This window comes from Sphingomonas sp. GM_Shp_2 (assembly GCF_026540875.1).
GTDB classification, from domain to species: Bacteria; Pseudomonadota; Alphaproteobacteria; order Sphingomonadales; family Sphingomonadaceae; genus Sphingomonas; species Sphingomonas carotinifaciens.
Window position 1 is genome coordinate 32,838 of record NZ_JALNUQ010000011.1, and the last position, 20,779, is coordinate 53,616.

Annotated in this window: 19 protein-coding genes and 1 tRNA gene; 9 read left to right on the forward strand and 11 right to left on the reverse strand. The window is 66.9% G+C overall.

The features are described from left to right. Positions 1-41: 41 nt before the first annotated feature. Positions 42-1,181, forward strand: coding sequence for a glycosyltransferase family 1 protein (locus OXR08_RS06130; protein WP_267348625.1), 1,140 nt, complete (start codon positions 42-44; stop codon positions 1,179-1,181). A 6-nt stretch (positions 1,182-1,187) separates the two neighbouring features. Here OXR08_RS06130 and OXR08_RS06135 read toward each other — a convergent pair whose 3' ends face one another. Together OXR08_RS06135 and OXR08_RS06140 are read right to left on the reverse strand one after the other, a co-directional pair. Further along, positions 1,188-2,213, reverse strand: coding sequence for an Ldh family oxidoreductase (locus OXR08_RS06135; protein WP_267348627.1), 1,026 nt, complete (start codon positions 2,211-2,213; stop codon positions 1,188-1,190). Then, positions 2,210-4,591: a glycoside hydrolase family 127 protein gene (locus tag OXR08_RS06140; protein WP_267348629.1), complete on the reverse strand. Its 2,382-nt coding sequence runs from the start codon at positions 4,589-4,591 to the stop codon at positions 2,210-2,212. Before OXR08_RS06140 ends, OXR08_RS06135 begins: the two co-directional genes overlap by 4 nt. Positions 4,592-4,897: 306 nt before the next feature. Here OXR08_RS06140 and OXR08_RS06145 point away from each other — a divergent pair, with 306 nt between their 5' ends. Continuing rightward, complete coding sequence (locus tag OXR08_RS06145) at positions 4,898-5,377, forward strand: cell wall hydrolase (RefSeq protein WP_267348631.1); 480 nt, start codon at positions 4,898-4,900, stop codon at positions 5,375-5,377. A 7-nt stretch (positions 5,378-5,384) separates the two neighbouring features. Here OXR08_RS06145 and OXR08_RS06150 read toward each other — a convergent pair whose 3' ends face one another. Together OXR08_RS06150 and OXR08_RS06155 are read right to left on the reverse strand one after the other, a co-directional pair. After that, complete coding sequence (locus OXR08_RS06150; RefSeq protein WP_112383236.1) at positions 5,385-5,675, reverse strand: DUF2218 domain-containing protein; 291 nt, start codon at positions 5,673-5,675, stop codon at positions 5,385-5,387. Next, the gene (locus OXR08_RS06155) at positions 5,675-6,241 is read right to left on the reverse strand and encodes a PadR family transcriptional regulator (RefSeq protein ID WP_267348634.1); all 567 of its coding nucleotides are present in this window, start codon (positions 6,239-6,241) and stop codon (positions 5,675-5,677) included. The genes OXR08_RS06150 and OXR08_RS06155 overlap by 1 nt, the downstream gene beginning before the upstream one ends. A gap of 100 nt (positions 6,242-6,341) precedes the next feature. On the opposite strand from OXR08_RS06155, the gene OXR08_RS06160 reads away from it, so the two are divergent. The 4 genes from OXR08_RS06160 to OXR08_RS06175 all read left to right on the forward strand — a co-directional run bounded on the left by OXR08_RS06160 (position 6,342) and on the right by OXR08_RS06175 (position 9,613). Beyond that, positions 6,342-7,652: a replication-associated recombination protein A gene (locus tag OXR08_RS06160; RefSeq protein WP_267348636.1), complete on the forward strand. Its 1,311-nt coding sequence runs from the start codon at positions 6,342-6,344 to the stop codon at positions 7,650-7,652. Beyond that, a complete protein-coding gene (locus OXR08_RS06165) occupies positions 7,636-8,502 on the forward strand; it encodes a DUF429 domain-containing protein (protein WP_267348638.1) in 867 nt (288 codons plus the stop codon). The genes OXR08_RS06160 and OXR08_RS06165 overlap by 17 nt, the downstream gene beginning before the upstream one ends. A 26-nt stretch (positions 8,503-8,528) precedes the next feature. Continuing rightward, a tRNA-Thr gene (locus tag OXR08_RS06170) sits at positions 8,529-8,604 on the forward strand. Positions 8,605-8,821: 217 nt separating this feature from the next. Continuing rightward, positions 8,822-9,613: a hypothetical protein gene (locus OXR08_RS06175; protein WP_267348640.1), complete on the forward strand. Its 792-nt coding sequence runs from the start codon at positions 8,822-8,824 to the stop codon at positions 9,611-9,613. Positions 9,614-9,809: 196 nt separating this feature from the next. On the opposite strand, the gene OXR08_RS06180 is transcribed toward OXR08_RS06175, so the two are convergent. Beyond that, positions 9,810-11,000 carry an integrase arm-type DNA-binding domain-containing protein gene (locus tag OXR08_RS06180; RefSeq protein ID WP_267348642.1) on the reverse strand — a complete coding sequence of 397 codons (1,191 nt, stop codon included), beginning with the start codon at positions 10,998-11,000 and terminating at the stop codon, positions 9,810-9,812. A gap of 33 nt (positions 11,001-11,033) precedes the next feature. Between OXR08_RS06180 and OXR08_RS06185 the strand changes: the two genes are divergently transcribed. Then, on the forward strand, positions 11,034-11,261 hold the full coding sequence (locus tag OXR08_RS06185; protein WP_267348644.1) for a hypothetical protein: 228 nt from the start codon (positions 11,034-11,036) through the stop codon (positions 11,259-11,261). Between the two features lie 81 nt (positions 11,262-11,342). Here the strand turns inward: OXR08_RS06185 and OXR08_RS06190 are convergent, their stop codons facing one another. Beyond that, entirely contained in the window at positions 11,343-12,194 is an 852-nt protein-coding gene (locus OXR08_RS06190) for a hypothetical protein (RefSeq protein WP_267348646.1), read from the reverse strand. 83 nt (positions 12,195-12,277) lie between these two features. Between OXR08_RS06190 and OXR08_RS06195 the strand changes: the two genes are divergently transcribed. Next, a complete protein-coding gene (locus OXR08_RS06195; RefSeq protein ID WP_346731892.1) occupies positions 12,278-13,234 on the forward strand; it encodes an SOS response-associated peptidase family protein in 957 nt (318 codons plus the stop codon). An 8-nt stretch (positions 13,235-13,242) separates the two neighbouring features. On the opposite strand, the gene OXR08_RS06200 is transcribed toward OXR08_RS06195, so the two are convergent. The 4 genes from OXR08_RS06200 to OXR08_RS06215 form a co-directional block, all read right to left on the reverse strand. Next, positions 13,243-14,037 carry a DNA adenine methylase gene (locus tag OXR08_RS06200; RefSeq protein ID WP_267348648.1) on the reverse strand — a complete coding sequence of 265 codons (795 nt, stop codon included), beginning with the start codon at positions 14,035-14,037 and terminating at the stop codon, positions 13,243-13,245. 433 nt (positions 14,038-14,470) lie between these two features. Continuing rightward, complete coding sequence (locus OXR08_RS06205; RefSeq protein WP_267348650.1) at positions 14,471-14,902, reverse strand: hypothetical protein; 432 nt, start codon at positions 14,900-14,902, stop codon at positions 14,471-14,473. Then, entirely contained in the window at positions 14,899-15,393 is a 495-nt protein-coding gene (locus OXR08_RS06210; protein WP_267348652.1) for an N-acetylmuramoyl-L-alanine amidase, read from the reverse strand. Before OXR08_RS06210 ends, OXR08_RS06205 begins: the two co-directional genes overlap by 4 nt. Before the next feature lie 16 nt (positions 15,394-15,409). Then, positions 15,410-15,772: a hypothetical protein gene (locus OXR08_RS06215; protein WP_267348654.1), complete on the reverse strand. Its 363-nt coding sequence runs from the start codon at positions 15,770-15,772 to the stop codon at positions 15,410-15,412. A 169-nt stretch (positions 15,773-15,941) separates the two neighbouring features. Between OXR08_RS06215 and OXR08_RS18680 the strand changes: the two genes are divergently transcribed. After that, the gene (locus tag OXR08_RS18680) at positions 15,942-16,934 is read left to right on the forward strand and encodes an HNH endonuclease (protein WP_267348656.1); all 993 of its coding nucleotides are present in this window, start codon (positions 15,942-15,944) and stop codon (positions 16,932-16,934) included. A 13-nt stretch (positions 16,935-16,947) separates the two neighbouring features. Here OXR08_RS18680 and OXR08_RS06225 read toward each other — a convergent pair whose 3' ends face one another. Next, positions 16,948-20,778 (reverse strand): phage tail protein, encoded by a 3,831-nt coding sequence (locus OXR08_RS06225; protein WP_267348658.1) that lies wholly within the window; start codon positions 20,776-20,778, stop codon positions 16,948-16,950. Position 20,779 lies beyond the last annotated feature (1 nt).

A 20,779-nucleotide genomic window follows, 5' to 3' on the forward strand; every position in this document is an offset into this window, starting at 1 on the left:
CGGTGGTCTTGTCCGCCGTGTCAAGCTATGGCGCGCGCTCCATGGCCCCGAATGCACTCCGCGTCGCCTTGTTCAGCGGCAACTACAACTATACCCGCGACGGCGCGAACCAGTCGCTGAACCTGCTCGTCGGCTATCTGCTTGCCCGCGGCGTCAACGTCCGCGTCTATTCGCCCACCCTGCCCCGCCCGGCCTTCGCGCCCACCGGCGATCTGGTCGATGTGCCTGCTTTGCCAGTGCCTTTCGGCCGCGCGGAATATCGCATCGCCCGCGGCCTGCCCGCCGCCGTCCGCCGCGATCTGGAGGCGTTCGCCCCCAACATCGTCCATGTCTCCGCCCCCGAGCTGCTCGGCCACGCCGCACTGCGCTGGGCGCGGCGCGCCGGTGTGCGAACCGTTGCCTCGTTCCACACGCGATTCGAGACCTATCCGCGCTATTACGGCCTCGGCATGCTGGAGCCGGTCTTTATACGCATCATGAAGCGCTTCTACGACCGCTTCGACCGGGTACTGGTGCCCAGTCCCAGCATGGTCACCCTGCTGCGCGAATGGGGGGTGTCCGCGCCGATCTCCATCTGGTCGCGCGGCATCGACCATGACCGCTTCACGCCGGCACGGCGCGACCTCCAGTGGCGCCGCAGCCTCGGCATCGCCGATGACGACGTGGCGATCGGCTTTCTCGGCCGGCTGGTGAAGGAAAAAGGTCTGGACGTCTTTGCCGCCGTGCTGAAGCAGCTTCGCGCTCGCGGCGTGCCGCACAAGGTGCTGGTCGTCGGCAAGGGGCCTGCGCAGGGCTGGTTCGCCGAACAGGCGCCGGGCGCGATCTTTGCCGGCTATCAGACGGGCGACGACCTTGGCCGCGCCGTCGCCTCGATGGACATATTCTTCAACCCCAGCGTCACCGAGACCTTTGGCAACGTCACGACCGAGGCGATGGCGGCCGGCGTGCCCGTCGTCGCCGCGCGTGCCACGGGGGCGGTCGATCTGGTGGCGGACGGGGCGACCGGCTATCTGGTCGACCCTTGCGACATCGCCGGCTATGCGGACGCCATCGCCCGCATCGTCGCCGACCCTGATCTGCGCCGCCGTTTCAGCGAGGCGAGCCGCGCGCGCGTCGACGACTATCGATGGGACACCGCCAATCAGGCGGTGCTGGACGCTTATCAGGAATTGATGGCCTGACAGTGGCTACCCGCTTGGCAGCGCCATGATGTCGTCATGCAGCGCGCGCGGGATGACCACGCCGTCGCGCAGGCTCTCCGCCCGCGCGGCATAGCGCCTCGCGGAGGGCAGACGCGCCCCCTGCCCCTCGATCGCCGCGAACATGGCCTCGGCGCGCGCCAGATGGTCCGCCACCGCATCGCCCAGGAAACCCGCCGGGTCGATCGCGATCACCAGCTCGCCGCCGATCGGCGAGCCGCCGCGGCCGCCATCGGCCCTGATCGACTCCGCGCTGGTCATGTCGCCGATCAGCGGTCCGGCGATCAACTCCACCATCGCCGCCAGCGCCGATCCCTTGTGCCCGCCAAAGGTGCGCATCGCGCCGTTCAACACCGCCGCCGCATCGGTGGTCGACCGGCCCTGCGCGTCATATCCCCAGTCCTCCGGCACCGGGCGGTCCGCACGCCGGTGGAGTTCGATCTCGCCGCGTGCGACCGCACTTGTCGCAAAATCGAACACGAACGGATCGCGCCCCGGCCGCGGCCAGCCAAAGGCGATCGGGTTCGTGCCGAACACCGGCTTGGTGCCGCCGGCGGGGGCGACCCAGGCATGGCTGGGGGTAAAGGCCAGCGCAACCAGCCCCTCCTGCGCCAGCGCCTCCACCTCCGGCCACAGCGCGGCGAAGTGCACGACATGGTTGATCGCCATCGCGGCGATGCCGCAGGCGCGCGCCCGCTCGATCAACAGCGGCTTGCCCCGCTCGAAGGCCAGTTGCGCAAACCCGCCGCCGCCATCCACCTTGACCAGCGCCGACGCAGGCGATCGAACGACCGGCACCGCATCCGGCACTACGACCCCGCGCGCAACCGAATTGGCCGCGATCAGCAGGCGGTAGATGCCGTGACTGGCGCACCCGTCGCGCTCGCCCGCCACCATCGTCTCGGCCACCGCATCGGCGTGGTCGGGCGCCAACCCCGCGCCACGCAGCTTTTCGCGTGCCAGATCGCGCAGCGCGTCCAGCGTCATCGCCACGCCGTCCGCCACTGGCGTCATGCCACCGCGCCAGGCTTTGCCGTGTACATGCGCACGCCGAACACCGGGCCCGCCGAATTGCGGTCATGCGGCACGAAGCGGACGCGGACCGACTTCTTCCCTTTGGTCAGCGCCTCCGGCAGCGGATAGTCCACATCGAAGAATTTGCCCGGCCGGTCATTGTCCAGCCGCTGCGTCGCGACCTTCACATTGTCGATCAGGATGTCGAAATCGCGCGAACGCTCGCTGCCCCAATAGGTCGCCTGCAGGACCAGCGGACCCGGTCGCACCGCCATCGAAAACTCGATAAACCCGCCCGAGCGCGCATCGCGGCCCTGCCGCCCGCGATAGGTGACCGGATAGGATATCTCGGAGACGAGATTGTGGTCGCGCTCCGGCTGCATCTCACCCAGGTGCATGACGTCGACCGAGCGCGCGGTGATGTCGCGCAGCCGCGCCTGCTCGGCGGTGAAGGCGGCTTCCTCCGCCGTCCAGGCGGCATCGCTGAACGTCTTGAAATATACCGCACTGCGCCGCTGATATTGGCGGTAGAAGGGCACAAAGCTCATGTCCGCCGGCCGGACGATGCCGCGCGTGGCATAATGCGCCGCCGCCGCATCGGTCGGGGTGAAGGCGGCCAGCAGGTCGCTGCCGACCAGCGCCGGGTCCGCCTGAACCCACTTCTGATCAACCGGCCCGAGATCGGCCGCCAGCACCAGCGGACCGCGTACCACCGCCACCGTCTGCGCGTCGCCGGGCGTCGCCTCGATCCGCAGGTCGAGCGGCAAGGTAATCGCCACCGCATCACCGCTCTTCCACCGCCGGTCGACGATCGCATAGCCACGCTCGATCCGCGGCGTCGTCGCCTCGCCATTGACCGTAACGGTCGCCTTGCCGTTCGCCCATCCGGGGATGCGCAGCGCCACCGGGAAGCGGCCACCCTTCACCCGGTTGAAGGTCAGGGTCGATACCGGCTCGAACGGATAGCGGGTGTCCAGAGTCACCGCCGCCTTGCGGGCATCCCACCGCGCATCGGCGGGGATATACAGATTGACGAAGAAGGTGCCGTCATCCCCCTCCCAGAAAATCGACTCGCCGTGCTTGGCATGGCTTTCCATCCCCGACCCGACGCAGCACCAGAAGGCATCGTCATCGACCGTGGAAAACCCGCGCTCCACCCCGGTCATCAGCGGCGTCATATAGGTGAAGCCACCCGTTGCCGGGTCCTGCGCCGACATCACATGGTTCAGGTGCGCGCGCTCGTAAAAGTCGAACAGCGCGCCCTCGGGCTGCCAGGACCAAAGCTGCCGTGTCAGCTTGAGCATATTGTAGGTGTTGCAATGCTCGCACGTCTGTTCGGTGATGTGCTGTGCGATCGTGTCGGGTTCGGAGAAATATTCCCGGTCCGCGTTTCCGCCGATCACATAGCTGTGATGCTGCGTCACCCGGTCCCAGAAGAAGCGCGCCGCCTGCGCCCGCGGCTGATCGCCGCCCGTCACCTCGTGGATGCGCGCCAGGCCGATCAGCTTGGGCACCTGCGTGTTGGCGTGGAAATTGGCCAGCCGGTCCTCGCCCTTCATCAGCGGATCGAGCACGCGATTGTCGTAGATCAGCCGCGCCATCTTCAGCCAGCGCGGATTGCCCGTCCGCGCGTACATTTCGGCATAGCTTTCGTTCAGTCCGCCATATTCGCAGTTCAGCACATCCTGCACCTGCTCGGGCGTCAGCGCGGCGAACATGCGCTCGAAATAGCCGCCCAGCCCCTCGACCACGGCCAGCGCCCTGGCATTGCCCCAGCCATCATGCACGTCCAGCAGCCCGGCGAACAGCTTGTGGACGGTATAGAGCGGCGACCATGATCCGTTCAGATCGAACCCGCCCGACTTGATCTCCCCCTTCATCACCTCACGGAAGATTTCCTCGCCATCGACGACGGTGCCATCCTTCCGCTTGCGTTGCAGCGCCCCGACATAACCGGTGCCGCGCTTGGCCTGCGCTTCCGCCAGTTCGTCGACGATGTAATCGGCGCGGCGCTTCATTTCCGGATCGCCGGTCTGCTGCCAGGTCAGCACCAGTGCGGTCAGGTAATGGCCCAGCGTATGGCCCGCGATCGTGTCGCTTTCCCACCCGCCGTAAATCTCCGCCTTGGGCTCCAGCCCGGCATATTTGCGGAAGTTGTGCAACAGCCGGTCGGGTTGCAGGCGATGAAGATAGGCCCGGTTCCGCTCCACGGCGGTCGCATAATCCGACGGACGCAGTCGGGTCGCCACCAGCGGAAGCGGCCTGGCACGCTTCGTCTTCATTTCCGGCGTGGCGGCAAGGGCGCGGGCTGCCGGCAGGAGGGCGCACGACGCCGCCCCGATCATCAGCATACGGCGGTTCGGGGCCAGAGTCGTCATCTGCGGCATCTCCTAAATACCGTATACGGTTATGCCGCGTCGTTGGTCACGTCAATGGTGTGCGAGGTTGCATAAGGATCCCCCGTTAACTGAAATTCGTCCCGACCCGGCCACGTTTCATCGACTGGCCTTTGACCCGCCGCCGCGTTTCCAGAATGAAAGCCTCGGTCCAGCCGAAGCGACCATCCTCCGCCGCAGGGACGCAGGATGCCGCGAATGGCGAGACGTAGGGGGACCTCGACCGCTATTTGTTCCGGATTGCCTCGGCGGGCGACGAACACCCTTGCGCATGTGCAGTGAGCGGGAATGACCAAGCGGCGTTCGATCGTGATGCGCGTCCTTATCGTCGCATCCGGTGTCTTCGGAGCCCAGGCCGCGACCGCCGCCGTACCGGCAGCCGACACGCCGCCCATCACCGCCGCCGCCGCGACCGATCCGCAGGAAGTGGAATGCATGGCCAAGGCCATCGTGCGCGAGGCGGGCAACCAGCCCGAACGCGGTCAGGTCGCCATCGCCCAAGTCATCCGCACCCGCATGAAGAGTGGCCGCTTCGCCCCCAGCGCCTGCGGCGTCGTCAAGCAGCGCGGCCAATTCTTCGATCCGGATGCGTATAACCCTTCCCGCACCACCAGCCGCTGGACCAATGCGATCCGCATCGCCACCGAAACGCTGAACGGCCTCGGCGAAGAGGTGGCGCCCGGCGCCCTCTTCTTCCGTTCGGCCCGCGCCACGTTGAAGCAGCGCATCCGCATCGTGCAGATCGCCGATCACATCTTCTACCGTTAGGGCCGGCTCAGCCCTCGCGCCAGTCGAAGGTCAGCGGCGCCTCGCGAAAGGCGAACCGGTCCAGATGGCTGGACACCACCTCTCGCATCCGGTCACGATCCTCACCCTCCGGCACGCTCAGCACCACGTCCAGCGTCTCGCTGTCGGCGCGCATCTCCAGCCGCGATCCGTTGGGGAAGTCGATCGTTCCTTCCTCCGCGGTGAACGCCACCGTCATCTTGTGCGCCCAGTGCTTGGCCAGTTGCTGCAGATAGCGGCTGGCGGAGTGAGTGGGTACGCGGGCAACGGATATGCTCATCACTTCATCCTCTCGATCTTGCGGGCCGCCTCGTCGATCAGCGCCGCCACCTCGTGCAACGTGTCCTCGCTGACGTCGTCGCGCATCAGGCGATGCTGCAACACCTGACGCAGATTGCCCATCGCGCGGCGGATCGGCGCACCATCGGTCCTCTCGCGGTGATCCGCCAGTTTGCGCAGCCGGGCGAACAGTTCATCGACCTGTGCCGCCCCCTCGGCCAGGTGGCCACGCCCCGCCTCGGTCGCCGCAAAGCGCTTCTTCGTTCCCTCGGATCGATGTTCCTCGATCAGGCCCATCTCGTCGAGCAGGGTCAGCGTCGGATAGACCACGCCGGGGCTGGGGGCATAGCCGCCGCCCGACAATCCTTCGATCTCCCGGATCAGGTCGTAGCCGTGCCGCGGTGCATCCGCGATCAGCTTCAACAGCACCAGCTTCAGTTCGCCGCCGTCGAACACGCGCCGCCGCCCGCGTCCGCCCTCATGCTCGCCGCGCCCCGGCCTGCCATGCCGGCCGCCGCCGCCGAACGGGCCGTCCGTCCATGCACCATATCCCATTCCAAATCGCATCTCGACCTACTCCGATATATCTTGATGCGTCAGATATATCTTGAGCCAATCTGAATTCAAGAGGCATGACGTGCCCCGCGGTCACGCCTATCTTTGCCGCATGGCCGATCTGTTCGCGGGGCTGGACCCCGCTCCCCCTCCCGCACCCGATGCGCCGCTCGCCGATCGTCTTCGTCCCCGGGACCTCGGCGCGGTCGTCGGTCAGGAACATCTGACCGGCCCGGACGGCGCGATCGGGCGGATGGTCGCGGCCGGCCGCCTGTCCTCGATGATCCTGTGGGGCCCGCCCGGCACCGGCAAGACCACGATCGCCCGCCTGCTCGCCGACGCGGTCGACCTGCGCTTCCTGGCCATCTCCGCCGTCTTTTCCGGAGTGGCCGATCTGAAAAAGGCATTCGCGGAAGCACGCGACCATGCCCGCACCGGCCGCCGAACCCTGTTGTTCGTGGACGAGATCCATCGCTTCAACCGCGCGCAGCAGGATGGCTTCCTGCCCTATGTCGAAAACGGCACGGTCACGCTGGTCGGTGCCACCACCGAGAACCCGTCCTTCGAACTGAACGCCGCACTGCTCAGCCGTGCGCAGGTGCTGATCCTTCACCGTCTGGACCGGGAGGCGCTCGGTCGACTGCTCGACCGTGCCGAGGTGGAGATGGGCCGCCCCCTGCCCCTGCAATCCCAGGCGCGCGAGGCACTGGTGGCAAGCGCGGATGGCGACGGCCGCTTCCTGCTCAATCAGGCGGAGACTTTGTTTTCGGTCGGCCTTGCCGAACCGCTGGACGCCGCCGGCCTGTCCGCTTTTCTGCAGCGTCGCGTCGCGGTGTACGACAAGGATCGCGAGGGACATTACAACCTCATCTCCGCGCTCCACAAATCGATCCGTGGCTCCGATCCGCAGGCCGCGCTTTATTATCTCGCCCGCATGCTCACCGCCGGCGAGGAACCGCTGTTCCTGCTCCGCCGCCTGACCCGTGCCGCGGTCGAGGATATCGGTCTCGCCGACCCGCAGGCGCTGCAACAATGCCTTGCCGCCAAGGAAGCCTATGATTTTCTCGGCAGCCCCGAGGGCGAACTGGCGATCGTGCAGGCATGCCTTTATCTGGCCACCGCACCCAAATCGAACGCTGCATATATGGCGCAAAAGGCCGCCTGGCGCTCGGCCAAGGAAACCGGATCGCTGATGCCGCCGGATAATATCCTGAACGCCCCCACCAAGCTGATGAAGCAGATCGGCTACGGCGCCGGCTACCAATATGACCATGATGCGGAGGACGGCTTTTCGGGCGCGAACTACTGGCCGGACGCGATGACGCCGCAACGCTTCTACGAGCCGACGGGGCGCGGGCTGGAAAAGCGCATCGCCGAGCGCATGGCGTGGTGGGACGCACGGCGCCATGAACGCGAGGGCTGACCCGCCCGTCCATTTGCGCCGCTTTGCCGCGATCGACTGGTCCGGCGCTCGCGGTCACCGCCACCGCGGCATCGCGGTCGCCGTGGCGGAGGCGGGCGTGGCCGCGCCGACCCTCGTGCCGCCGCCCGGTGGCTGCTGGTCGCGTCAGGCGGTTCTCGACTGGGTTGCCGCCCATGCCAATACGGCGACGCTGATCGGCTTCGACTTCAGCTTCTCCGCGCCATTCCTCGACCGCGGCGCCCATCTGCCCGGCGAGCCGGCAACCGAAGACGCGCCCGCGCTATGGCAACGGGTCGATGCGAGCAGCACCGACGCCGATCTCGGGGCCACCACCTTTGTCGATGCCCGACGCGGCATCCATGTCTATGGCGGCGCCGCCGACGGTGCGAAGGCCGGGTATCTCCGCTACCGCCGCTGCGAAACCGCCATCGCCGCCATCGGCGGGCGCCCATCGAGCATCTTCGACGCCGTGGGGGCCGCACAGGTGTCGAAGGCCAGCTTCGCCGGCATGCGCCTCCTCCACCGGTTGCACGGCACAGTGCCCGTCTGGCCGATTGATGCCCTTCCCGCCACTGGCGCACTGGTCGTTGAAATCTACCCGGCCCTGGCCGCCCGCGCCGCCGGACGGGGTCGCGGCAAGCTGCGGAGCGCCGCCATGCTTGATCAGGCCCTTGCGGCCATGGGAAGCGCGCCCCACGCCGCCCTTGCCCGCTATGACGACCACAGCACCGATGCCCTGCTGACCGCGGCATGGCTGCGCGCCAACGCGGCCAAGCCATCGCTCTGGAACCCGGCCGGGCTCACCCGCGAGATTGCCCGAACCGAAGGCTGGATTTTCGGCGTGGAGTAAGGCAAGAGCCCGCGCGACCAGGACGTGCCGGTTTAGCTCAGATGGTAGAGCAGCGGTTTTGTAAACCGAAGGTCGCGGGTTCGATCCCTGCAACCGGCACCACAATTTCCACGGTTTTCTCGGTGTTATCGCCAACGTGGAACGCGCGGAACGCGCAGAGCGCTGCGGTTCGCGGCGACACAGCAAGCGGCACAATCTGATCGCGGTCCGTCCCGGGCACGGGCGCCGCCTCACCTCTCGTTGACCTAACATCCGCGGCCCCCGCCGCTTCCACTTCCGCGATCCCGACTTCGCTCAGCCTGCTGAGCGAGGCATTCGCGTGCCCATCGACTTCCCAATGCCGGGAGCCGAGACGATGCCGTCTACCCAAAATCCTGACGCCCCAATTGGCGCCCGTCAGGCCCGCAAGATCACCAAGGAATTCGCCGCGCGCCTCGCCCGCAAGGAGCGCGGCCCTGATCCGCATGTGCGGCGGGAGAGCTTCGACGTCGAAGATCGGCGCGCGCGGGTGTTCCGGCCGATCGGCGACGGGACCAAGGCGGGTGCCATGTCGTGGATCGACTGCATCCTGAAGGTCGCGCGGGACTATGACGATCTGGAGCGCATGAAGGGCGGCGCGCGGCCGCTCGGCCACACCGCGATCGCTGTACTGGAAGTGCTGCGGGGACGGCGGGGGCGAAAGCGCATCCCGATCGATTTCAGGACCGGCCGGCTCGACCCGATGATCGACACGATCGCCGAGGCTGTCGCGCTCGCCCGCATCACGGTGGTGCGCGCGCTGGCGAAACTGAAGGCAAAGGGCTTCCTGTCATGGGTTCGCCGGACCATGAAGACGGGTCAGGACGGCCAGTTCGCGCCCCAACGCCGGCAGACGAGCAACGCCTATTTCTTCGATCTCGCAGCGATGCCGACGCACGTCCGGCAGCGACTGCGCGACCTGGTGGAGGCGGGGCGCCGATCGCGGGTCGCACGTGCCGCCGCCGTGCCGGCCGAGCCACCGCCCCCCGCCCCGCCGCAGAATGCCGGTCTGCGCGCGGCCCTGAAGGCCCTCGGTGACAGGCTGCCAGGCGCGAATACCACAAGTTCACCCGCTATCCCCCATCAGGGGTAAGATGCAGAGGAATTGAGGCGCTTCGCGCGCCTCAATGCTCCAGTACGCTGGTCCCCCCGGTCGAAACGGCCCACCCCCTCCATCCGATCGCCAAGACCCGGCGGTGGGGCGTGGCGGCTTGCGCCGCCCCGATGCTGCCGAGGGGGGACGGGGGCGATCTCGCGTCCGGCTTCCGACGTAGCGCGTGCGGCGGCGTTCAGTCCTCGGTCAGCAGCACTGCCCAGGCGTGGAACAGCGCGCGGCGGCGGTCTAGGTGATCGTCGCGGTCGTATGCCGCCCTGATCCTGTCCTTCGGTGCGTGCGCGAGCGCACGCTCGATCAGCTCGGCGTCGAAATTGCCGGTACGGTTCATCGCCGTCGAAAAGGTCGCGCGCCAGCCATGCGGAACGTGCCGCCCGGCATAGCCTGCACGGTCGTACAACTCGCCCAGCGCCCCCTCGCCAAGTGGCCGGGTCGCGCCGCGGCCGGGGAAGATCAGGCCCGCGCCGGTGGACAGCGGCCACGCGGCGCGCAGCACCGCCACCGCCGCCGGCGCAAGCGGCACGATGTGGTCATTGGCACGGTCAGCCTTGCGGGCGCGCCGCATCTTCATGCGCGTCGCCGGCACGCGCCACCGCGGCGCGGCGCCGTCAAGATCCTCAATCTCGTCCCAGCGGGCGCCGCGCACCGCCGCCAGACGGACGGCGGTCAGCGCCAGGAAGCGCGACGCCAGCTTGGCGGCGGGCGCGGCCCCCACCTGCTCGACGGCGGCGAGCAATGCGCGCGCGTCCGCAATGTCGAGGAGCGCGGGATGGTGCCGCTGCGCCGGCGTCGGTGCCAGCGCACGCGCGACGATCGCGGCGGGGTCGGCATCGACGATGCCCTCGGCGCGGGCATGCGCGAAGACGGCCGAGATCCGCTGCCGTACTCGGCGCGCGGTTTCCAGCCGCCCCCGCGCCTCCACCTCGTGGAGCGCTGCCAGCACGACGGGGGTAGTGATCGCACCAATCGGCATGGCGCCAATCGCCGGGAAGACGTCGCGCGTCAGGCTGGCGAGGACGTCTCCCGCATGCACGGGCGTCCAGCGCGGCAGTGTGCGAGCATGCCAGCGCCGAGCGATCTGCTCGAACGTCTCGGCCGCCGGTGGCGCGCTGTGCGGCTGTGCGCGGGGGTCTTCGCCGGCGCGCAGCGCGTCCCGCGCCGCCTCGCATCGCTCGCGTGCCTCGGCCAGCGATACGTCCGGCCATGTGCCGAAGGTCAGGAGCTGCTCGCGCCCTGCCAATCGGTAGCGCATGCGGAAGCTGCGACGCCCGTTGGGCGCGACGTAAAGGTGCAGACCGCCTTCGTCGTATATCTTGAACGCGGCCGCACGCGGCCGCGCGGCTTTCACCGCGGCGTTGGTCAGCATATGAACCCTCGGTAGGATTAGGGAGCGAGACAAATGGCGAGCGTCACGATTTACGCCGGCGAGGATGATCAACTCATCGGCGAGTTCGAATTCCAGCATCTGCCGCGGCAGGGTGAGGAAATCTCGATTGCGGGGACCGATGCCACCTATAACCTGCGCATATTCGCCGTGGGCGAGGTGGTGCATATCGCGGCGGGCGCGAAGCACGCGTTTGGGCAGGGACCGCTTACAGTACTTCGATACTGCCAGGAGATTGACTGAGGTCCAGCCTTACCTGCGGGGTGTGTCTTAAACCGCGCGGCGCAATTGTCGGCAGGAGCGCGTCTAATACGCCCCAAATGCCTAACCGACCCCCTCGACGCGTTCTGATTCGTGCGCAGGACGGACCTGACTCAAGCGCCACTGTATGTAATTCATGTGTCTACAGGTGTGGCAGTGGAACGAACCTACCTCATCCCGTTTCATCTCACGGACAAGGCGCCAAGGCAGGAGATTATCCGCCTTGCACTGCTCGCAAAATATCGAGACGGTAACCGACTCGAACGAGAATTCGTCACCCTCCTTCGTTGCCTTCCATAGGATCTTGCACTGAGGGTTGATGCAGGAAAACTGCTGTCCATCGCGCAGCAGCCCCGCGCGCCGCTTGTTTTTCTCCCCGCAGGAGCAAACGAAGGACACTTCGTTACCCAGGCCCGAAAAGGCCATCGTTCCCGTCGCAAGCCGCTCCAGCTCGGCGACGACCTCCTCCACCTTCGCGCGGACCTGAGCCTTGTCGCCATAGTCGGCGATATGATCGTCTTTATGTTCTGGCAGGCGGACGTGGAGGGCCAGCTTCGCCAGCGCGTTCCACATTTTCACGATGCGCTTTGTGTCGAACCCCACCTGGGTACCAAGTGGAACGTATTCCTCGTCTTGCGGGTCAACACCTGCTTCAACCGGGTTCTTTGCGATGCTGATGGTCAGCGTCTGTCCGACATGCTCGTCGACGTCCGCCATCAGCGTGTTGATGATGGCGCCGGGTTGCCACCTGCCCAACTGATCGTGCGAGATGTACGCATGCCGCTGCCGGAGCCGGTCATAACAGACCTTCTCGAGCGCGAGGCGAGCTTCCAGCGCGGCATACGTGATGCTTGCTTCGCTATCCTCCTGCAACAGGGCGCGAATGCGTTCGATTATCGGAGATAGCTGGATCACGGACTGGTTGTAACTTCAGCCGCCGGGACTGTCACCGCTCCGGGGCGCGTCCCGAACCGCTAACAAATGGAGCTATCGAGAAGTTGTTCGAGTTTTCCGGGTCAAAGCACGAACCGTCGGAGCAGGTCCGAAGGTACAGGCTCGAACCATCGAAGAAGTCCAATGGTAACGGCTTCTTCACGCACCCACGTCACCCTGCCTTGCGAGCACCGGCAACGACCACGGCGGACAATCCCTCCGCCGCGATCGGCGTATTTGCCGTCTGGTTCAACGCATTGCCGGCAACCGGCTCGACCGTCATACCCCAGCCGATACCCCACCAATCCGGCACCGGCGGCGGCCTTGCGGGTTGTAGCCCGACCTGGAACCGACGTGAGACTATCCTGATGTGCAATCGCGCCCGCATGGCCGGCGAGCCGGAGACGCTGGTCGAGCACTTTTCGGCCGACTGGCTGGTCGAAAAGCCGCGCGACAACCGCTTCAATCCTCGGGAGCTGTTTCCGAAATCCCGGGCCTATGTGGTGCGGGCCGCTGGCGGGCAGCGGGGTCTGGACGTGATGGAATGGGACGTCACCGCCGGCCAGGCCCCTTGGCCGATGACCAACGTCCGCAACCTCAAACTGCCGCAATGGAAAGCGCTGGCCGAACAGCCCGAGCATCGCTGCCTCATTCCCCTCACGGAATTCTGCGAGTGGACGCCCGAAAAGCATGCGGTCGATAGCGAAAAGCCCATCAAGGGCGAGATGTGGTTCAAGGTCACCGATCAGCCGGTAACGGCCATTGCGGGCTTCTGGCGCGAGATCGCCGGTACCCGCTATTTCGCGATGGTCACCTGCGATCCCAACCCGCTCGTCGCCCCCATCCACCCGAAAGCGATGATCACGATCCTCGCGCCCGAGGACCACGATCGCTGGATGACGGGGAGCTACCAGGACGTGCTGGATCTGCAGCGCCCTTACCCAGCCGATCAGATGGAAGTGCGCGGCCCGGTCTTCCCGACCCGCAAGCCACAGGTGTCCACGCCGATCGGCCAGGATTGAGCGCCCGGTCAGCGCGGCCGGTTGCGGATGATCAGCTCCGTCACCTTCTGACTCCGGCCGGTCGCGCTGGCACAGACGGTCCAGCTCGTCTGCACCTCCTCGATCACAAAACCGGCGAAGGTCTGCCGGATGAAGGGCGTGTCGTTGATCGACATCACGAACTGCCCGCGGATGGCGGCGAGCTGCTCAGCCATCGCGACATAATCCGCGCGCCCGAACGGCACGCCATACCCTTCGGTCTCATCGTACGGCGGGTCGAGGTAGAAGAGCGCGCCGGGGCCGTCATAGCGGCGGATGCAGTCGCTCCACGGCAGGCGCTCGATCGTCACCGGTTCCAGACGGCGGCCGAGCGCACGCAGCTCGGCGCGCAAACGGGCGAGCTGGATCCGCGACGACTGGTCGCGCCGGACGCCGAAGCTCCAACTGGCAACCCGCCCCCCAAACGCAAGCCGCTGGATGTACAGAAATCGCACCGCGCGCTCGATGTCGGTCAATGCATCCGGATCCAGTCGGCGCTGGCGTTCGAATTCGGCCCGACCGGCTGGAAGCCAGCGGAATTCCTCGATGAGCGGTTCATAGTGGCGTCTGACGACCCGGAACAGATTGGCGACGTCGGCCGATAGGTCATTGATTACCTCGACCGGTGCCGGGGTCGCACGGCGCAGGAAAACGCCGCCCATGCCGACGAACGGCTCGATGTATGCCCGGTGCGGAATCGTCTCGATCAGCGCGCAGAGGCGTTTCGCCAGGTTGCGCTTGCCGCCGAGATACGCGGCGGGGGGATTTGCGGCGGGGATCGCCATTACTGCTCATTCTCCGTGGAAGAAGAGCACGTCGGCTAAGCCGCGCTCGGGTGGGCGCCGCCGGGTTGCGACGACGAAGGCCAGCGCCGATCGGCGCGGGATCTCGGATGCTGTCTAGTGGCTTCGGGGAACACGCTGGCGGTGCGGCTCAGCCCACCTGGTACCGGGTGGTTAGCCGCGCAGATCAGGCGACTGCGCCCCGCGTATTCCCCGAAGGTCTTCTATTTCGCAGGCCACCCGGAAAACCGGTCAGCCTGATGCCGCGCGCGCGGACCGTCCTCTGCGGCTAAGCTCGGGAAGGCGTCGGGGACATGCCACACCCGACTATCGCGGCCAAGCCTCGATCAGCAGCCGCCGGCGATCGTCGCAGGCGGCCAGATCGAAGCGGCCGTCGCGGATCGTCGCGTCGTCGTCGGCCGCGGTGGCGGAACCGTCAGCCTGCCGGTGCTGTTGCGTCGGACTGCACGCCACCAGCGCCGCCGCCGGCGGTCCGGGCAGCCGCGGCGATATCGGCGTCGAGCGCATCGATGGCGCGCACCCGGTCAGCAGCGCGGCACTGCACGCGGCCAGCATCACTCTTTGCATATTCGCGCACCGTGTTCGTGGAATGGATGATGAGTGGTTCGCGGGCAATGATCCGCACGGCATGAGCATCGCCTGCCGCGATCTGGCGCTCCGCATTGCGTGCCTCGATTCGGGCGACGTCGCGCTCGCTGTGCGCCCGGTCCACCTTGCGGCCGGCCTCCGCGGTGATGGCGCGCACGAGATAGGCTCCGCGCAGGTGATCCAGCCGCGCGACCCAGACCCCGAACGCCGAGACGATCAGCGCCGGCCAGCCGCGGTGCAGCAGCGTCGCCCAGGTCACAGGCCGGCATATTCCGCGCGGGCATCGAAGCAAGGGCAAGCCTTCAGCCATTCATGCGGCTCAACGACGCCGTCGCCGTCCAGGTCGGGCGAATATTCGCGATGCCCCTGCACGATCGTGCGCGGGTGTGCCGTCTTCAGCGCGCGAAGCAGATCGCGCAGCGCAGCGCGTTGTGCCGGCGTCCGCGTGTCCCTCGGGCGGCCTGCGTTGTCCAGGCCACCGACATAGACCACGCCGATCGAGCGGGCATTGTGCCCCTGGACGTGCGCGCCAGCCGTCGCCTTGTCGCGACCGACCTCGATCGCGCCGTCCAGATGGACGACGAAGTGATAACCAATGCCGGCGAAGCCGCGCGCACGGTGCCAGGCCGTCAGCTCGGCAAGCGTCACCGGGCGTCCTTGCCGCGTGGCGGTGCAGTGGATCGCGACCGAGGACACGGCGCGCGCGATCGGCGCCAGCGCGGCGGCGCGCCACGCAAGGGATGTGGTCATGGCAGGATCTCCGTGGTCAGGAAGGCGTGTCGGTTCGCCCGGCGGCGGCGGCCAGGTTCGCTCCCACCCGGTCGACGAAGCGATCGCGGGCAAGGCGGACCAGCCGGTCGGACGACACCGCAGCCAACGAGCCGATCAACACGCGAAAGTCAGTGCCGATCGGCGTTCGGGTGACCTGTGCCACCAGCTCGCTGATCGCGATGGCGAGCAGTCCCAGGATGCCGAGCAGCAGCAGGTCGGCCAGCACCCCGCGCCAGGTCAGCGGGCGCCCTTCGTTAAGCGCGAGGCCGTACTTCGCCGCGGTGCCGATCGCGAGGCCGGCGATCGTCGGCCCGTATTTGGCACTGACGACGCCGGCCCAGCTAAATGGATCAGGCATGACGTTGCTCCTGCAGCAGGTGAGAACAGGCGTGCACGGTCTGGCTTCGGTACGCCCCTTGCCCACCTCTCCGCGATCTACTCGCAATCCGGTGCGTGCGTGTGGCAAGCTATTCCCTCCACAGGACACTTCGCGGTAGCACCGAGCGGCAACGCAGGGAGATTTGACCGTGGCACTATCCGACGTGACCAAAGAAGCCGTGCTGGAAACGTTGGAAGAATATCGGGCACTTGGCCCGGACGGCTTTCATGCAAAATGGGGCGGGTCCGACAAAAACGTTGATTACCACGTCATCTGGGAGGGTGAATTCTACCCATCCAAGGCGATCGTGAATGCGGCCCACTACAAGGTGATGGGCGACCCAGAAATGCTGGAAATCCGAGGTTACAGCGGCGGTCTCAAAACGATGATCCCAGTGCTTCAACGTCTTGGGTTCGACTATACAGAAGGTAAGGTCAACTGGGATCGAGAGGAAATGATGCTCGCGCTCGATCTATACCTTCGTGATCCGCAGCCGGGGAAAACGAGCAAAGCCATTTCTGAGGTATCAAGCCTACTCCGACGACGAGCCGAGCAGCTTGGTCGAGTCCTCCCACCGCGCTTCCGCAACGTGGAGGGCGTCTACCTCAAAATGATGAACTTCCGTCGGTACGATCCGTCGCAGAAAGCATCGGGCAACGTAGGGATGCAGCGAGGCGCAAAGCTCGAAGGTTTCGTGTGGTCGGAATGGGCTCACCAACGAAAGAAGCTGCGTGATGCTGCATCGGCGATACGTTTAGGTATCGAGACGGGCACGCAGGTTGGAGAAGCCTTCTCAGATGATCTCGACTCGGATCTCGCCGCCGAGGGTGGCTTCGAATATCGGCTCCACCGTCGTTATGAGCGCAACCCGCTCAATGTTCGCAGGAAAAAGGCTGCCGTACTGAATGCCAATCTCCCGCTCGCGTGCGAAGCTTGTGGGTTTGACTTCGAGAAGGTGTACGGTGCCCGAGGCGCAGAATACATTGAGGTGCACCACAAAAAGCCCATCCACACAGTGAAGCCCGGCAGCGTTCCGAAACTGTCAGACCTGGCATTGCTGTGTTCGAACTGCCATCGAATGGCACACCGGTGGGGCAAGCTGTTGTCGGTCGAGGAAATCTCACGGCTCGTGCACAGCTAAGTAACAAGCCGAACTATCCCCCCGCCAGAAATCCGATCCCCCCCAGTGACGTGAATGCGGTATTGCCGCCCCGCATAATCACCGCGCCGTCGGCCAACACGTCGATCCGGGTTGGCCCCCCGCCGCTCCAAGTGACGAAGATCAGCGTTGCCCCCGGCCGATAGCCGGGCAGCAGCGTGAACAGCGTGACGTCCGCGGTGGCCGCGCCGGCGGGCGCCTGGACCAGCCCATCGATCATCACTTGTCCGGCGGCGTCGCGGTGGTACCGGGCACCCCCGAAGCCGCCGCCGTAATTGATCCACGGCTCGACGAGCGATGGGATCTGCACCTCGGGCCGGGTGGCCTGCGCACGCGGCCGCCAGTTCTGCGTACGCGCGTCCCAGGCCAGAACCTGCCCTTCCGTCGCCGGCTGTCGGGCCAGTGCCACGTCGCGGACATCCGACATCGCCACCCCCGGCGGTGCCGAGATCCGCGGCACATACCCGTCGCGCATCACCTGCGTGTACGCCCAGATGTAGAGCGGCCAGACGCCGCATTCCCGCGCTGCCGCCAGCGCGCTGGTCGAGGCGCGCCAGATGGGCCCCGCATCCGGCGCCAGCGCGAAGCCGGCGAAATATTCCTGCCGCGACCGGGGATAGCCGAGCTTCGTTTCCGCCCTGGCTCGCGCGGAGGCCGACAGGTCCGGCCGATCGTCGATCACGAAGTCGTAGTCCTCGAGCTGGAGGACATCGAGCCGCGGATAGGCCAGCCCCGCCGGCATGTTCACCCGGTGCGCCTCGGGCGTGCGGGCGTCGAGCAGCTGCGGCAGGTAGAGCAGCGCGTAGCCAATGGTCGCGGGATGCTTCGCCCGCACCGCCGCGATCAGGTCCAGCACGGAAGCGGCCAGCCGCTCGCCCAGCCAGTCGCAATAGCCCTTCTGCGCCGCGGTCATCGGCGCGGTCATGTTGGTGATGACGGGCGGCTCGCTGCCCTTCTCTGCCCGCCACGCCGCAACCGTCGAGGGATCGTAGAAATAGGGCACGTGCGAGCGGAAATCGATCCACCACCATGGCTCGCCCACCTGAAAGCGCACGCGCAGATCCGCCGCCGCGGCGATGTCGCAAAAGGCCAGCGCCACCGACGTCAGATAGGCGAAGGCCGGCGCGTGGCACGGCGAGAACAGCGCGCTCGGCGGCTCCCACCCGGTCAGCGCCGGCAGGCCCGCATGGTCGAGCTGGCGCCAGTCTCGCGGGGCGAAGGAATTCAGCATCTCGTAGGACAGCGACACGATCAGCTCGCGTCCGGACGCTTTCAGCCGCGCCGCCAGATCCTCATGCCAGACACGGCACGGAACATTCAGCGGATCGGCCGCCGTCGTGTCCGCGACATACCGCCCCTCGCCCGGTGACCAGCGCCACCGGAAATAGTGGCTCATCCCGACATAATGGTTGAACTCGCCCCGGTAGCCGAGAAGGTCCAATTTGCGGATGATCCGTTCGGGCGTGACGTTGTACGTGTCGTCATAGCCATTGGTCATCCGCACATCGTGGACGCCGCCGGGACCGATCCCACAGGTGAGCGTGCTGGCCCGCCCGGTCGCGGTCATGCCCGTCAGCTCCAGCGCCGCCTCGATCGGCGCGTCCAGCCGCTCTGCCGAACCCTTATCGTACCCGGTCGGCACGAAGCTGATCAGCATCCGGTCGATATCGCCCGCGAAGATGTCGTCGCCACCATAATATCCGCCGGGCAATCGGTCGAAGTCGAGCCGGATCAAGGCGTCACGCGCGGTCGATCCGGCCTGGTTGGCGTTACCCAGATGGACGTAGCGGACCATTTTGGCGCCCTTCGCATCCCGCCCCTCGATGGTCAGCGTCGGGCCGTCCGGATCGGTCAGATCGCGAATGTCGCCGTGCAGCCGCAGCCGGAATTGCAGCACACAGCCGCGATAATCGCGCGCGGTGTCGTAGGCGGTGGTTGGATGATCCAGCGTGTCCTCACTCGACCAGATCAGCCCGGCCAGATGCCCCCGCTCATGGAAGGTCGCATCGATGCGCAGCGCATCGGCGGCGGTCGCGCGCACCGCGGCGATCATCGTCATGGGAAAGTTGGTCGACCAGAAGATGGGATCGAAGCGCGGCCGCGTCTCAATGCCGATCCGGGGCGGGCGCAGCGCGAAGCGGCTCGCCTCGATCCATTTCTTGGTCGAGTCCGCATTGTCCTCGGGCTTGCCCGGCCCGGTGATCGTCGGCCAGTCCGCGGTGGCCGCGGCATCGTTGATCGCGCGGATCAGCGGGTTGTTGCCGCGGTCGTAGACGATCGGGGCGGCCGGCTGCACCGGCGCCGCATCGTCGCGATCCCAGGCATAGATCGCCGGGGTCTCCTCCTCCAGCACCATCTGGCACGGATTGGCACCAGGATCGGTCTCGACCACCCGGAACAGCCGCCGGCGGAAGCCGAGCGGCGCAAAGGTCAGCGGCACGACATCGCCGACATTGTACCGCCAGGCGACGATATCGAACGGCGCCGCGAACCGCCGCTGGTACTGCTTGCGCTGGAGTGTCTGTTTGGCGACCCGCTGCACCTGGCTGGCGCTTTCCACGACGGCGAAGTCGATCGGCAGCACGCGGTCGATTCCGTCCAGGCTGGCCAGCGTCACGTCGGGATAGGGCACGAGCTGGTACAGCGCGGCGCTGGAGGCATCGACATACTGGCCGCGCACCACATTGGGCGTCGCCTCCAGCGAGGGGTCCGGGTCCCAGGTGAAGCCGCCGATCACGTCGTCGTCGCCCAGCCCCGGATCGGTCGCCGCCGCGGCCAGATCGTTGTGCATGATGACCAGCGACAGCTTGCCGCCGGCATCCCGGAAACGACCGCAGCAGGCGGCACAGAACTGGTTGAGCGCGACACGGGGATCGTCGCCTTCCGATACGACGCCGGCGGCGCGATATCGCGGCTCGGTCCCGCCGGCACTGCGGTTGACGCGCTCGTCGCACAGGTTCGCCGCCAGCGCGAAGCTCGCCAGATCCAGCCGCCGCGGCGGCACCCCCGACCCGGCCGCCAGCTTGCCGCCGATCCGCCAGCCGAGCAGGACGCGCAGGATTTGGAGCGCCACATTCCCGCCGATCTCGGCACCGTCCGGGGTAGTGTACGCCCAGGTCGACTGATCGTCCGCCCGCATCGGGCCGGAGCCACCCGGGACCGTGCTGTCGCGGCGCGGATCGTACAACGGCGTGCCGCGGCCGATCACGGTGACGCGGCTGGGGATGCCGCCGGCGAACGGCGACTCGGTCTTCTTGCCGTTGCCCGTGACCTTGAAGTCGAACAGCGAATAGGCGCAGCCGGTCAGCCGTGCGTTGCCGTTCCACTTGCCCGCGCCGAAGCTGAACGCGTTGGCCGCGCTGCCCTCGTTGACGGTGCGGACCCAGAAGTAATTGCGGAACCGCCCCTGCGTGCCGCCCGCCGCCGTCCAGGCCAGCTCGTCGTCGAGCCAGATCTCGTCGACGCCGGCAATGGCGTGACTGGCATGTGCGACGATCCAGCCGCACCGCTCCTGCGACGGCCCGAACCATTCGACATACCGGATGTCGGTGGCGAGCGCCGTCCGGCCCAGCGCGGTCTTGCGATACGCCCGCGGATCGACCGATGCGGTCAGCCGGTCCACCTGCGCGCGCGGTATTTCCGGCGCCTTCTGGAGCAGGCTGGAGCCGAGCGCCAGGCCACTGGCGGTCAGCAGCAGCGTGCTGGTCGAGATGCCGGCAACGCTGAGCGTGCCCGCCAGCCCGCCAAGCGCGACGGCGCCGACGCCGGTCGCCAGCAGCGCGACGCCGCCGACAATAGCCGCACCGATTTTGAGAGCCTTCGCCACC